Origin of the sequence: Lysinibacillus telephonicus (assembly GCF_039654155.1) — a bacterium.
Classification (GTDB): domain Bacteria; phylum Bacillota; class Bacilli; order Bacillales_A; family Planococcaceae; genus Ureibacillus; species Ureibacillus telephonicus.
In genome coordinates this window covers 2,764,501-2,777,802 of the sequence record NZ_CP155468.1, presented here as the reverse complement: position 1 = coordinate 2,777,802, position 13,302 = coordinate 2,764,501, and the positions used below count along the sequence as shown (strand labels likewise).

Genomic DNA, 13,302 nt, shown 5'->3' with positions numbered 1-13,302 from the left:
TTTTTTTATTTTGTAAATGATTCTCATAAAACTGAAAATTTACTTTGGTGACATAAATCAAAAATATACGCATATATAATAATAATTACCGTAATCGTGTAAAGGGGATGTGGAAATGAAGTTACCGACAGTTCAGTTTACTGAACAACAAGAGAAATTTCGTTTAGAGGTTCGATCTTTTTTAAAAAAGCAAATCGAGCTGGGAACATTTAATACAAAATGTGATTCATGGTTAAGTGGAAGTGATCCTTCTTTCTCCAAAATAATTGCTAAACAGGGCTGGATTGGAATGACATGGCCGGAGGAATATGGTGGAGGGGGGAGAAGTTCAATTGACCGCTATATTTTGACAGAGGAATTTTTAGCAGTTGGTGCACCAGTAGCGGCGCATTGGTTTGCAGATCGTCAAACAGGGCCACTTTTATTGCGATTTGGAACAGAAGAGCAGCGAAAGTTTTTCCTGCCAAAAATCGTAAAGGGTGAATGTTTCTTTGCCATTGGTCTTAGTGAACCAAATAGCGGCTCTGATTTAGCATCAGTCAGTACTCGCGCAACAAAAGTAGAAGGTGGTTGGCTTGTAAATGGTGCAAAAACATGGACGAGTAACGCACATGATGCACACTACATGGTGACGCTCGTTCGTACGGAACCTCTTGATCCAGAGAAAAAGCATAAGGGGCTTAGCCAACTTATAATTGACTTACATGCAGACGGGGTAGAAATAAAACCGATTCGTTATTTAACTGGCGAAAACCATTTCAATGATGTATTCTTTGAAAACGTTTTTGTGCCAGATAATATGGTTGTTGGAACCTTAGGAAACGGGTGGGTGCAGGGTTTAGCGGAGCTTGCCTATGAACGAAGCGGTCCTGAACGAATTTTAAGTACTTTCCCTCTATTAAATGAATTAGTAGAAGAGCTAAAAAAGCAAGGAGATTTGATTGGGCTAGGGGAAGCATCAAAACTAATTGCTGAAATGTGGGGATTACGAAATTTATCAATTGGTGTTGCAAAGATGTTAGAGGAAGGCGGCGAGGTTGCAATTCCAGCAGCACTTGTTAAAAGTATTGGCACTAAATTTGAGCAAAAAGTTCCTGAAGTGGCACGTTTGCTAGTTCAAACAATGCCATGTTTAGAAGCACATAAAAATTTTGACCGATATATGGCTGAAGCAATTTTACATTCGCCTGGATTTACAATTCGTGGAGGTACTTCTGAAGTTTTATATGGCATAGTAGCGAAGGGAGTTGTCGCTGGATGAGTGAAATGAAAGATATGCTTATTGAAGTAATTGATAAAATTTTTAAAGATTGTGCTGATAAGGAAACAGTTGATTTACTTGAAGAAGGAAAATGGGCAGAAAATTTATGGGAGCTATTGGCTGAAAATGAAATGCTGAATTTCGCTCTTTTAGAAGAGCATGGAGGGGTTGGAGGGGACCTCGATTGCATTTTTAATGTTTATAGATTAGTAGGAAGGTATGCAGTTCCTATACCATTTGTTGAACATACATTAGCTAATTTCACACTTGAAACTAGCGGGTTATCACCTATTACTGAAAGAGCTACGATACTAATCGATGAAGAGCAGATGTTAGAATTGCAAGAAGATCGTCTATCAGGTCTGCTGCACAATGTACCATGGGCTAGGCATATGCAGCAACTTGTTACTGCCGCGAAACAACAAGACGATTACTATATCGTTCAAATACCTTTAGAAAATGCAGCCATAACTAAACAAATCAACCTTGCAGCTGAACCTAGAGATAGCATTACATTTAATAATGCTGCAGTTATTCAAAAAATTGTTGTGCCATATGAGCTCATTCAAAGCTTAAAGAAAATTAATACAGCAGCAAACATTGCGAAAATGAGCGGTGCCCTTGAAAAAGCAAATGAATTAACCGTGCAATACTCAAAAGAAAGACAGCAGTTTGGACGTCCAATACATCGCTTTCAATTAATTCAACAGCATATTGCGATTCTAGCAGGAGAAACAGCTATCACAAATACTTCCGTAGATAATATGATTAGTGCGTTAGCAGAAGGTAGAGAAGAATACGAGGTTGCTTTAGCGCGCTTACGCATCGATGATTCCAGTAGAATTGTTGCAACTTCCGCACATCAAGTACATGCAGCGATTGGTGTTACACATGAGCATAACTTACATTACTATACACGAAGATTGTGGTCATGGCGTGAAGAAGGCTATACATCATACTATTGGAAAAAAGTCTTAGCTCAAACTCTATTGCAATCAGAGATGGATTTATGGGAATTCATTACAAAGTCCAATAATGTGATTCAACCAATAGGAGGAGAAACAAATGGCTGATTTATTATTTGAAATTAAGGATTATGTTGCCACGATAACATTAAATAGACCGGAAAGTATGAATGCATTTAGCGAAGAAATGATTATAAGCTGGATTAAAGCGTTGGAAGCTGTGCGAGATTCTGACGAAATTCGAGCACTGATTGTAAAGGGTAACGGCAAATGCTTTTGCGCTGGGGGAGATGTAAAAGCAATGGCTGCCGGGAAAGGTTTTTACGAAAGTTCAGAAGACATTGCATCTACTGCTCTTGCACGCAAAAATTCATTGTGGAAAAAAGTTCAACGTGTACCCCTTTTACTTGAAGAGATTGATAAGCCGGTTATAGCTCAAGTACACGGATTTGCATTTGGGGCAGGACTCGATATGGCGCTTATGTGTGACATTCGGATTGCAGCAGAGTCTACCAAGTTTTCGGAAAGCTATATCAAAGTAGGTATTGTACCTGGAGATGGTGCTGCCTACTTTTTACCGAAGCTCGTTGGTATTGACCAGGCTCTCGATATGCTTTGGACAGCACGGGTAATAACAGCCGCAGAGGCGAAAGAAAAAGGCTTGGTTACATTCGTCGTTCCAGATGGTGATCTCGAGCATTTCACACAAGAGTATGTAAAAAAATTAGTTCAAGGTCCACAAACTGCTATTCAAATGATTAAACGTGCAGTTTATCAGAGTCAAACGATGTCACTGCGTTCTTCTCTAGATTATATTTCTTCAAACATGGGGTTAGTTACAGAATTGCCGGATTATAAGGAAGGTGTTCAGGCTGTACTTGAGAAAAGAAAGGCGGAATTTAATTAGAATAGAAAAGGTAGTGATACGATGCCACAACCAATAGAGGATATTCGTATTTTGGATTTATCAAGAATTTACGCAGCACCTGCTGGCTCAATGATTTTAGGTGACTTGGGTGCTGAAGTGATTCGGATAGAGCATCCAGATGGATCAGATAGCATGCGTGACTGGGGCCCATATATGAATGGTCAAAGTACGTATTATTTATGCGCAAATCGAAATAAGAAATCAATTTTGCTGAATTTAAAAGATGAGAAAGATGTTCATATATTCCTAGAACTTATAAAAGACGCGGATGTCGTTTTGGAAAATTTTAAAGCAGGCGATATGGAAAAAATGGGTTTAGGATACGAAGTGTTAAAATCGATAAATCCGCGCATCATTCATTGTGCTGTTACGGGATTCGGACAATCAGGAGCACTTTCAAAGGAACCGGGATTTGATCCTGTTATTCAGGCAATGAGTGGGCTTATGTCTGTCACAGGTGATAAGGACGGAGAGCCGATGAAAGTAGGTATTCCAATCGCAGATATTTTAACCTCTCTCTATGTAGTGATTGGTATTTTATCTGCACTTAGGATGAGAGATATTACAGGTAAAGGTCAATTTATCGATATATCGTTGCTAGATGTACAAATTAGTAGTTTAGCGAATGTCGCAAGCAGTTATCTAAATGGTGGATTTATTTCTAAAAGACTCGGCAACAGTCATAATAATGTGGCGCCATACCAAGTATTTGAGTGTGCTGACGGACCGTTAATGGTATGTGTAGGTACAAATCGACAATTTGTTCAGTTTTGCAACATGATTGATCGAACAGATTGGATAGAAGATAAACGATTTTACACCAATATAAAGCGGAAGGAAAATGAAGACGAACTTATAGGTTATATTTCTGAAATAATGAGGCGAAAAACACGAGATGAGTGGATTGAGCTGCTAAGGGATCATAAAATTCCGGCTGGCCGAGTAAATACAATTGAAGAGGCTCTTGCCCAGCAACAAGTTGAAGACCGAAATTTAATAGGTGAAATTGAACATTTACAATATGGAAAAATGAGGTTTATAAAAAATCCATTACAATATTCAGACCTAAACATTCAATATAATCGAGCTGCACCACTGCTTGGAGAAGATACGAAAGATTTTTTAGCTTGCTATCTAAACAAAGATGGTAATTAACTTAAAACTTTTTTATGGAAATAAAAAGCTGGTAAATAGACAGGGTGAGAAGATGGATCAAATAACCTTCCAAAAGAACTATACAATGCAATCAGTTCATAAGGCGATACATGTGCTGCGTGCATTTAGCAAAGAGCAACCAAGACTGTCCTTAACTGAATTGCATAAAAAAACAGGTATTGGTATTTCAAGTTTACAGCGGTTTGTTTCGACTTTAGTTTACGAAGGTTTTTTGCATAAAGACGAAAAAACAAAAGAATATCAACTGGGCCTTTCACTATTGTATTTAGGTTACTTAGTAGAGCAGGAATCCAGTTTACTAACAATTTCTAAGCCAATTTTACAGAGAATCAATGATGAGACCGGGGAGAGTGTTTGCATAAATATTATTGATGGTGATGAACGTAGGTGTATATTCAACCTTGACACTACACATCCATTAAGTGCAAAAACATTTGTTGGCCATACATCACCTCTATATGCAGGCGCTTCTGCAAAATGCTTATTAGCATGTTTAACAGACCAAGAGTTGAACGAATACTTTGAACGCGTTCAATTAATTCCGATTACCAATCAAACAATTATTGATGTGGATGCATTAAAAAAAGAGCTGACAGCCATACGTAGTCAAGGGTATGCATTATCCCGCAGTGAACGTGTTGTAGGAGCGTATTCTGTAAGTACAGCAATTTTGCTGCCAACAAACAGGCCTCTTGCTTCGATTTCAATTGTTATTCCAGAAGCTCGGGTTGAACAATATTCAGAGAGACAATTAATTGATTTGATTTTAAGTGCAAAATTACAAATTGAACGACAGTTATAAAAAAGCGTAACACCTATGATCAATCTTTAGGTGTTACGTTTTCATAGCAAATACCTTATTTTATTTGTTGTGTAATGAATACTTGTTATCTCAATTCAGCTAAAATTGGCATTATATCTTCTTTTATTGCATACCAAAATTTTTCCTCTAAAAATGGTAGTATATGTTGGTTATTAAACTCTGTTATTTCTTTCGAAAGTTTTTCTATAAAATGTTCTTTAAACGATAATCGGTGGTTTATTTGCTGCCGATTTTCTTCTATATTTAGAGAAATATAAGCATCAACTAAAAGCTGTAGCTGATTAAAATATTTGAACGTTTCTTCATAAGCCTCTTTATGGTAAACACCTACTGCTGTTGTAAGAGTGATATGTTTGCGATGGTATGAATAGGTGATTCTTAGCTGTTCGAGTTTCATATTTGCATGATATAACAAATGATGCATTGTATTTGAAGATGGAACTTCACGTTTGAGTAGAATGTTGACGATTGTTTGTAATTTCTCAAATGAATCGCAACTTTTTTTATTTTCTTTTTTAAGTTTTGAAGCAGATTGAAAGAACATCTCTTTATCCCCCTTTTTTATGATCCCCCTACCAGTAGTATACAAAATTGAAAAAAAGTAATCATTAAAGGAATAGAATGGAGACTAGAATTTTCGGTCACAATAAAAAAAGAGCTTACCTCGCACAGCGAAATAAGCTCCAAGTCATACTAAAATTGTAAGTGTTTTTCTGTAAATGAAATAGCTTCGGATAAAGCGGGATTTGCACCTGTCGCTTCACTTTCGGTGCAGAACTCGCATAGCTATATTAAAAATTATAACTTTTAGAATTGAAGATGTTTTTCAATATACGCTTTAACTTCCGAAATCGGCATGCGAGTTTGTTCCATGCTGTCGCGGTGGCGTACTGTTACTTGCCCGTCTTCTTTTGAGTCGAAGTCGTATGTGATACAGAATGGTGTACCGATTTCATCTTGACGTCGGTAACGTTTACCGATTGATTGTGATTCATCATAATCCACAGGGAATGATTTACGTAATTCAGCCCAAACTTCGCCTGCTTCATCAGCTAGTTTTTTAGATAATGGCAATACAGCTGCTTTGAATGGTGCTAGAGCAGGGTGGAAGCGAAGTACTGTACGTGAGTCGCCGCCTTCTAGCTCTTCTTCATCATATGCATCACATAAGAATGCTAATGTAACGCGGTCTGCTCCAAGTGATGGCTCGATGCAGTATGGTACGTAACGCTCATTTGTTACTGTATCGATATAAGTGAAATCTTCACCAGAATGTTCCATATGCTGTTTTAAGTCGTAATCTGTACGGTCTGCAATACCCCACAATTCACCCCATCCGAATGGGAAGCGGAATTCAATATCAGTAGTTGCATTAGAGTAATGAGATAATTCGTCTTGCTCGTGGTCGCGAAGACGAATGCTGTCTTCTTTCATTCCTAAATTTAATAACCAGTTTTTACAGAATTCTTTCCAGTAGTTTTGCCATTCTAGATCTTCTCCAGGCTTACAGAAGAATTCAAGTTCCATTTGTTCGAATTCACGAGTACGGAAAGTAAAGTTACCTGGTGTAATTTCGTTGCGGAATGATTTACCGATTTGGGCGATACCAAATGGTGTACGTTTACGCATAGAACGTTGTACGTTTTTGAAGTTTACGAAAATTCCTTGTGCAGTTTCAGGACGTAAGTAAATTTCATTTGTTGAGCTTTCAGTTACACCTTGGAATGTTTTGAACATTAAATTGAATTGACGTATATCTGTAAAGTCGCTAGCTCCACATTCAGGACAAGTAACAGAAAGTTCTTCCATTTTCGCTTTCATTTGGTCGAAACTCATTCCATCTACAATGATTTCTTTACCTGTTTTTTCAAGTGATGCTTCCTCGATTAATTTATCAGCGCGGTGACGAGCTTTACATGATTTACAGTCGATCATTGGGTCGTTGAAGTTACCAACGTGGCCTGATGCAACCCAAGCTCGAGGGTTCATTAATATTGCAGCATCTAATCCAACGTTATATTCAGATTCTTGAACGAATTTTTGCCACCATGCTTTTTTTACATTGTTTTTAAGTTCAACACCTAATGGACCGTAATCCCAAGTGTTTGCAAGACCGCCATAAATTTCAGATCCAGGGAAAACAAAGCCTCGATGTTTCGCTAAGTTAACGATTGTTTCCATTGATTTTTGTGCCATGAAAATGCCTCCTAGTTTTGTATAAAATAATAAAGCACCCGTCTCCGGGCTTTTGAACGCCCGGGGACGAGTGCGTATGTACACCCGCGGTTCCACCCCGCTTGATTGTTTGGTTGAAGTTAAGCGCTCGCATTCTGCGAAACATATCATTTGCCAAACAATCCTCTTTTATCTAAAATGGCTCAAGGGTGCCGTTTCACTTTTCATGTAGGCTTTCACCAATTCCTACTCGCTGGTGTTGAAAAGATACTTATTGTCCTGTCATTGCCTTATATGAAGTTCTATATGATATTTTATGGTAAGCACCATAAGTGTGTCAATATTGTAGCATGTAGTTTATTTCTTCGCAATGAGCTTTAAAATAGTATATAATATTTTAGTATTCAGTATAACACTATTTGAAGCGGGTGAGTCCAATAGAACTCAATAAACGTCAGGACACGATTCTGCAAATCGTTAAGGAGAATGGTCCAATTACAGGTGAGCAAATTGCAGAACGTCTAAATTTGACCAGGGCTACTCTACGACCAGATTTAGCAATATTAACTATGGCAGGGTTTTTAGATGCTAGGCCGCGTGTTGGCTACTTTTATTCTGGTAAAAAATCGATGACATCACTAACAGAGTCAATGTTAAATTTAAAAGTAAAAGATTTCCAGTCATTGCCTGTTGTTGTATCCGAAAATATGACAGTTTATGATGCAATTGTTCATATGTTTTTAGAAGACGTCGGTACACTTTTTGTAGTTGATGATAATTCTTTTTTACAAGGTGTATTATCACGTAAAGACTTGTTAAGAACAAGTATTGGAACGCAAGCATTAACTACAATTCCTGTTCATATTATTATGACGCGAATGCCTAATATTGTGTATTGTCATAAAACAGATTCATTAATTATGGCTGCCAAAAAGTTGATTGACAGACAAGTAGATTCATTGCCTGTTGTTAATGAAACAGAAAAAGGCCTTGAAATAATTGGTCGATTAACTAAAACGAATATTACAAAAGCATTTATTTCTTTAGCAGAAACGCATGATTTATAAGGAGTGCTAATTTGAAAAATTTAAAAATATTTGTTGTTTCCGATTCAGTTGGAGAAACTGGTGAGCAAGTTGTAAAAGCTGCTGTATCACAATTCCGTCCAGATTTCGATAACACAATTATTCGAAGATTTCCTCATATCGAAAATAATGACCATATTGAAAAAATTGTAGAAATAGCCAAAGTACAAGATGCAATAATTGTGTTTACTTTAGTTGAAGAAAAGAAGAGACGATTACTAATAGACTATTGTCATCAACAAAATGTTTCATATATTGATTTATTAGGTCCAATCATTGAGCTTTTTGAGGAAAAGCTCGAACAAAAGGCGCTAGAGGAAGCGGGAATCGTTCATAAATTGGATGAGGACTATTTTAAAAAGATCGAAGCCGTTGAGTTTGCAGTTAAATATGACGATGGGCGTGATCCTAGAGGACTATTATTAGCTGATGTCGTTTTAATTGGTGTATCAAGAACATCAAAAACACCTTTATCTCAGTATTTAGCCCATAAACGATATAAAGTAGCAAACGTTCCGCTTGTTCCAGAGATTAATCCGCCTGAAGAATTATTTTTAGTAAATCCTAAAAAATGCTTTGGATTAGTCATTTCACCAGAAAAGTTAAATATCATTCGAAAAGAACGATTAATCGCATTAGGTTTAAGTGATGATGCAAGCTATGCAAAAAAATCTCGCATTGAACAAGAAATAGCTAATTTTTATAAAATAGTTGAACAAATTGGTTGTACAGTAATAGATGTAACAAACAAGGCCGTAGAAGAAACGGCAAATGATATTATTGAAAAAATAGAACAAAATAAATAAACTTGAAGGGGCTGTCTAGAAAAGTGAAATTTCTACACTGCCCCTATAGTACGTTCGTAAGAAAATACTATCAAAAATAAATTTTCATGGGAGCCTTAATTATTCCTAACTAGTAACTGTGTACTATGAAAGAACTTTTTTATATTTTTTTAAAAAAAGTGGAAATTTTCATCTAGTTGTTTTATAATAAAAAAATTGTGGTAAAAATATTTTTAAGAGTTAAATTTGATAAAAATCATTATTTTTTTGTCGTAATTTAAAGGATTTTTTTTATTTATCTCGAATTGTGTTATTTAGCAATTGAAGTTGGTGATAAAGTGAACCAGAAAATACCTGAAGAAACGATCGAACAAATTCGTTCTCAAGTAGATATAGTCGACTGTATTAGCGAGTATATTCAATTAACTAAACGAGGGCGAAACTGGTTTGGATTATGCCCATTTCACGGTGAAAATACACCTTCTTTTTCAGTGTCTCAAGATAAGCAAATTTTCCATTGCTTTGGATGTGGTGCTGGTGGTAATGCTATTACTTTTGTCATGGATATTGAAAATATACCATTTCCAGATGCTGTTGCTAAGTTAGGCGAACGTGTCGGTATACATTTAGATATCCAAAGCAATAGTATGCAAAACTCTGGCCCATCTTATTCAAAAAAAGAAGAAAAAATGCTTGAGGCACACGAATTTGCTGCCGATTTTTATCATCATTTGTTGGTGAATACGGAAGATGGTGAACTTGCTTTAAATTATCTTCTAAAAAGAGGATTTACAAAGGAACATATCGAAACGAATGGTATAGGTTGGTCTATGCCAGCATGGGATACTCTGTCTGTTTTGTTAAAGAGAAAAGGCTTTTCACTAGAGGAAATGGCTGAGTGCGGACTCATCATCCATAGGGAAAGTGACCATACTTATTATGATCGCTTTAGAGGAAGAATCATGTTTCCAATACGAGATGAAAATGGAAAGGTGATTGCATTTTCAGGTCGTATTATCGATTCAGCGGATGAGGCTAAATATTTAAACAGTCCAGAGTCGCCAATTTTTCATAAAAGCCAGGTACTTTTTAATTTGGACAAGGCAAGAACTTCAATCCGAAAAAATCGTCAGGTTATTCTGATGGAAGGATTTATGGATGTTCTTGCAGCCAATCAAGCTGGTGTATATAACGCAGTTGCAACAATGGGTACTTCTTTAACAACCCAGCACATCACAAAGTTAAAGCGCTTGAGTGAGCAAATTATAATTTGTTATGACGGTGATAATGCTGGTTGGGAAGCAGCAAAACGTGCAGCTGAAATGTTATATGTGGAGCGGTTAAAAGTTGAAGTCGCTCTTTTGCCAGAAAAATTAGATCCCGATGAATACATTCGTAAATACGGATCGGAATCTTTTGTTCAGCAAATTTTAGACAAGCCACATGCATATATCACTTTTATGATGATGCATGCGAGACGCAATAAAAATTTTCAATTTGAAAATGATGTGTTGCAATATATCCAGGAAGTACTTGAACAACTTGTTGGCAGATCTTCACCAATAGAACGGGATTTATATATTAAACAGCTTGCAAGTGAGACGAATATTTCTGAGGAAGCAATTTATGCACAGTTTCGAAAATTCGAAGCTAATAATGCCAAGAATTTTAACCGAGTAGAACAAAGAAATCAAACAAAACAAATTGATCTTCAACCGAAAAAAACTTTATCTGCAACTGAAAGAGCAGAACGATTACTATTATCACATATGCTAAACAATTTCGAAATTGTAGATAGAGTATTGAAAAGTGATGAACCTCAACCATTTGCCCGCGACGAATACGCAGCAGTATTTGTGCGTTTAATCGGTTTTTATGAGGAACACGCTTCTCCTGATTATCACCGATTTTTAGAAATACTCGAGGATCAGGAATTAAGAAAAATTGTGATGGAAGCTGCGTTAGTAGAAAGTGATCCAGATCATGCCGAAGCTGAAATCGCGGACTGTCTGAAACAATTAAAAAAATATCGCATTGAAGCTGAAATAAAAAAATTGCTTCATGATTCACAGGAAGCGGAAAAAATGCATGAGCATAAACGTGCACTTGCAATCGCCCAACAAATCATTCAATTAAGAAAATCATTATCGGCGATTTAACCCGATTCGGTTGTTAGAAGGAGGAAGTTTTATGGCGGACAAGTCAGAACAGTCAAAAGATGTATTAAATGAGCAATCAGTTGAAGAAGTAAAAACACTTCTACAACAAAAAGCAAAAAAAGATAATGAAATTTCAATGAATGAAATTTCAAACAAACTTGCTCCATTCGAGTTGGAAAATGAAGAAATTTTTCATTTTGCAGAAGATATCGAGAAAAGCTTCGGTATTCAAGTGGAAGGCAAAGAAGAGTTTGAAGATGAAGTGTTATCTAAGCAAGAAGAGAGCGAAGAAGCATTTGATTTAAACGACTTAAGTGTTCCTCCTGGAGTAAAAATTAATGACCCTGTTCGAATGTATTTGAAAGAGATTGGTCGGGTAGATTTACTCACTGCTGATGAAGAAATTCAACTAGCTGAACGTATTGAACAAGGTGATGAAGAAGCACGTAAACGTTTGGCAGAAGCCAACCTACGACTTGTTGTATCCATTGCAAAACGGTATGTAGGTAGAGGGATGTTATTCTTGGATTTAATTCAAGAAGGAAATATGGGGCTTATTAAAGCTGTTGAAAAATTTGATTATCGTAAAGGCTTTAAATTTTCAACATACGCTACTTGGTGGATTCGTCAAGCTATTACTCGTGCAATAGCTGACCAAGCACGTACAATTCGTATTCCAGTACACATGGTGGAAACAATTAATAAATTAATACGTGTTCAAAGACAATTATTACAAGATTTAGGTCGTGAGCCATCTCCAGAAGAAATTGGGGAAGAAATGGATTTAACACCTGAAAAAGTGCGTGAGATTTTAAAAATAGCACAAGAACCAGTATCTCTTGAAACGCCAATAGGGGAAGAAGATGATTCTCACTTAGGTGATTTCATTGAAGACCATGAGGCGCAATCACCATCTGACCACGCTGCTTATGAATTGTTGAAAGAACAATTAGAGGATGTTTTAGACACATTAACAGACCGTGAAGAAAATGTACTTCGCCTTCGTTTCGGTTTAGATGATGGTCGTACTCGTACTTTGGAAGAGGTTGGGAAAGTATTTGGGGTAACACGTGAACGTATTCGCCAAATCGAAGCCAAAGCCCTAAGAAAACTACGCCATCCGTCTCGTAGTAAACGTTTAAAAGATTTCTTAGAATAAAACTAAAATTGAATTATTAATAAAGCTAAGGCATCCTTTTGAAGGGTGCCTTATTTACTTAAAATTATCGAAAATAAAATTGAAGTTGGCTTACATAAAAAAGTAATTCTAAAGCTTGAGTAATACTTTCTATGGATGTGTTTTCATGATTATTAAGTTAAAATATAAATATACATACAATATTAAACAATTTTGGAGAAAAAGCTTATGCCAAATCCGCGAAAAAAAATAATTTTAAATGAAATACTATTTTGGAAACAAAATAAACTATTACCTGATCAATATTGCGACTTTTTAATGACACTTTATTCAGAAGGCAATGAGCTTGAGTTGGAGGAAGAAGTAAGTTATAAAAAAGCAGTTAAAGCAAAAGAAAAGCGAAATAATAATATTTTTCTTATTAGTATTAGCATCATTATAATCCTACTTGTTCTTGGGCTATTTATGACAACAGAATTTGTATGGCTCATCGTATTATTTGTTGGCATTATTGCTCTTGTACTTATGTTAAGCGCCTTTACGTTTGCAAAAAAACATGGCTTAATTGCACCTGTTTTACAAATAGCAGCTGCTCTCTTAATATTCGCTCTTTCAGTTAAAATTAGCCTTGAATATTTTGCAAATAATACTGTCGTTTTATTTTCATTGCTAATTTCAAACTGTGTAATTTGGTTAATAACTGGATTAAAATTGAAATTATTATATTTTACCTTATCGGGTTCTTTAGGTCTTGTAATTTTAATCGGATATCAATTTCTATACTAAAATAATATTTCGTTATCGTTT

12 protein-coding genes are annotated in these 13,302 nt (G+C 36.1%); 10 read left to right on the top strand and 2 right to left on the bottom strand.

Annotated elements, in window-relative coordinates:
* Positions 1 to 115 precede the first annotated feature (115 nt).
* Genes MKY04_RS13400 through MKY04_RS13380 form a run of 5 tightly spaced genes read left to right on the top strand, consistent with a single transcriptional unit; the run spans position 116 to position 5,132 of the window.
* Positions 116 to 1,261, top strand: coding sequence for an acyl-CoA dehydrogenase family protein (locus MKY04_RS13400; RefSeq protein ID WP_126292743.1), 1,146 nt, complete (start codon positions 116 to 118; stop codon positions 1,259 to 1,261).
* Entirely contained in the window at positions 1,258 to 2,334 is a 1,077-nt protein-coding gene (locus MKY04_RS13395; protein WP_346234573.1) for an acyl-CoA dehydrogenase, read from the top strand. Before MKY04_RS13400 ends, MKY04_RS13395 begins: the two co-directional genes overlap by 4 nt.
* Positions 2,327 to 3,133 carry an enoyl-CoA hydratase/isomerase family protein gene (locus MKY04_RS13390; protein ID WP_126292741.1) on the top strand — a complete coding sequence of 269 codons (807 nt, stop codon included), beginning with the start codon at positions 2,327 to 2,329 and terminating at the stop codon, positions 3,131 to 3,133. Before MKY04_RS13395 ends, MKY04_RS13390 begins: the two co-directional genes overlap by 8 nt.
* A gap of 21 nt (positions 3,134 to 3,154) precedes the next feature.
* Entirely contained in the window at positions 3,155 to 4,309 is a 1,155-nt protein-coding gene (locus MKY04_RS13385) for a CoA transferase (protein ID WP_346234572.1), read from the top strand.
* Positions 4,310 to 4,361: 52 nt separating this feature from the next.
* A complete protein-coding gene (locus tag MKY04_RS13380) occupies positions 4,362 to 5,132 on the top strand; it encodes an IclR family transcriptional regulator (RefSeq protein WP_126292740.1) in 771 nt (256 codons plus the stop codon).
* Positions 5,133 to 5,217: 85 nt separating this feature from the next.
* Here MKY04_RS13380 and MKY04_RS13375 read toward each other — a convergent pair whose 3' ends face one another.
* Both MKY04_RS13375 and MKY04_RS13370 read right to left on the bottom strand, forming a co-directional pair.
* Entirely contained in the window at positions 5,218 to 5,697 is a 480-nt protein-coding gene (locus MKY04_RS13375) for a hypothetical protein (protein WP_126292739.1), read from the bottom strand.
* Between the two features lie 263 nt (positions 5,698 to 5,960).
* Positions 5,961 to 7,349: a glycine--tRNA ligase gene (locus tag MKY04_RS13370; RefSeq protein WP_126292738.1), complete on the bottom strand. Its 1,389-nt coding sequence runs from the start codon at positions 7,347 to 7,349 to the stop codon at positions 5,961 to 5,963.
* A 407-nt stretch (positions 7,350 to 7,756) separates the two neighbouring features.
* Here MKY04_RS13370 and MKY04_RS13365 point away from each other — a divergent pair, with 407 nt between their 5' ends.
* The 5 genes from MKY04_RS13365 (at position 7,757) to MKY04_RS13345 (ending at position 13,281) form a co-directional block, all read left to right on the top strand.
* Positions 7,757 to 8,395, top strand: coding sequence for a helix-turn-helix transcriptional regulator (locus tag MKY04_RS13365; protein WP_126292833.1), 639 nt, complete (start codon positions 7,757 to 7,759; stop codon positions 8,393 to 8,395).
* 11 nt (positions 8,396 to 8,406) lie between these two features.
* Complete coding sequence (locus MKY04_RS13360; RefSeq protein ID WP_126292737.1) at positions 8,407 to 9,219, top strand: pyruvate, water dikinase regulatory protein; 813 nt, start codon at positions 8,407 to 8,409, stop codon at positions 9,217 to 9,219.
* A 317-nt stretch (positions 9,220 to 9,536) separates the two neighbouring features.
* On the top strand, positions 9,537 to 11,357 hold the full coding sequence (dnaG, locus tag MKY04_RS13355; RefSeq protein ID WP_126292832.1) for a DNA primase: 1,821 nt from the start codon (positions 9,537 to 9,539) through the stop codon (positions 11,355 to 11,357).
* A 31-nt stretch (positions 11,358 to 11,388) separates the two neighbouring features.
* Positions 11,389 to 12,516, top strand: a complete 1,128-nt coding sequence (gene rpoD, locus MKY04_RS13350; protein WP_126292736.1) for an RNA polymerase sigma factor RpoD — start codon at positions 11,389 to 11,391, stop codon at positions 12,514 to 12,516.
* A 207-nt stretch (positions 12,517 to 12,723) separates the two neighbouring features.
* Positions 12,724 to 13,281, top strand: a complete 558-nt coding sequence (locus MKY04_RS13345; protein ID WP_126296222.1) for a hypothetical protein — start codon at positions 12,724 to 12,726, stop codon at positions 13,279 to 13,281.
* The last annotated feature ends 21 nt before the right edge of the window (positions 13,282 to 13,302 follow it).

Bases quoted from the DNA above. Each gene is read 5' to 3' on its own strand.
- MKY04_RS13380 (WP_126292740.1), top strand. From the start codon at position 4,362: ATGGATCAAATAACCTTCCAAAAGAACTATACAATGCAATCAGTTCAT.
- MKY04_RS13375 (WP_126292739.1), bottom strand. From the start codon at position 5,697: ATGTTCTTTCAATCTGCTTCAAAACTTAAAAAAGAAAATAAAAAAAGT.
- MKY04_RS13385 (WP_346234572.1), top strand. From the start codon at position 3,155: ATGCCACAACCAATAGAGGATATTCGTATTTTGGATTTATCAAGAATT.
- MKY04_RS13345 (WP_126296222.1), top strand. From the start codon at position 12,724: ATGCCAAATCCGCGAAAAAAAATAATTTTAAATGAAATACTATTTTGG.
- rpoD (WP_126292736.1), top strand. From the start codon at position 11,389: ATGGCGGACAAGTCAGAACAGTCAAAAGATGTATTAAATGAGCAATCA.
- MKY04_RS13400 (WP_126292743.1), top strand. From the start codon at position 116: ATGAAGTTACCGACAGTTCAGTTTACTGAACAACAAGAGAAATTTCGT.
- MKY04_RS13390 (WP_126292741.1), top strand. From the start codon at position 2,327: ATGGCTGATTTATTATTTGAAATTAAGGATTATGTTGCCACGATAACA.
- MKY04_RS13370 (WP_126292738.1), bottom strand. From the start codon at position 7,349: ATGGCACAAAAATCAATGGAAACAATCGTTAACTTAGCGAAACATCGA.
- MKY04_RS13395 (WP_346234573.1), top strand. From the start codon at position 1,258: ATGAGTGAAATGAAAGATATGCTTATTGAAGTAATTGATAAAATTTTT.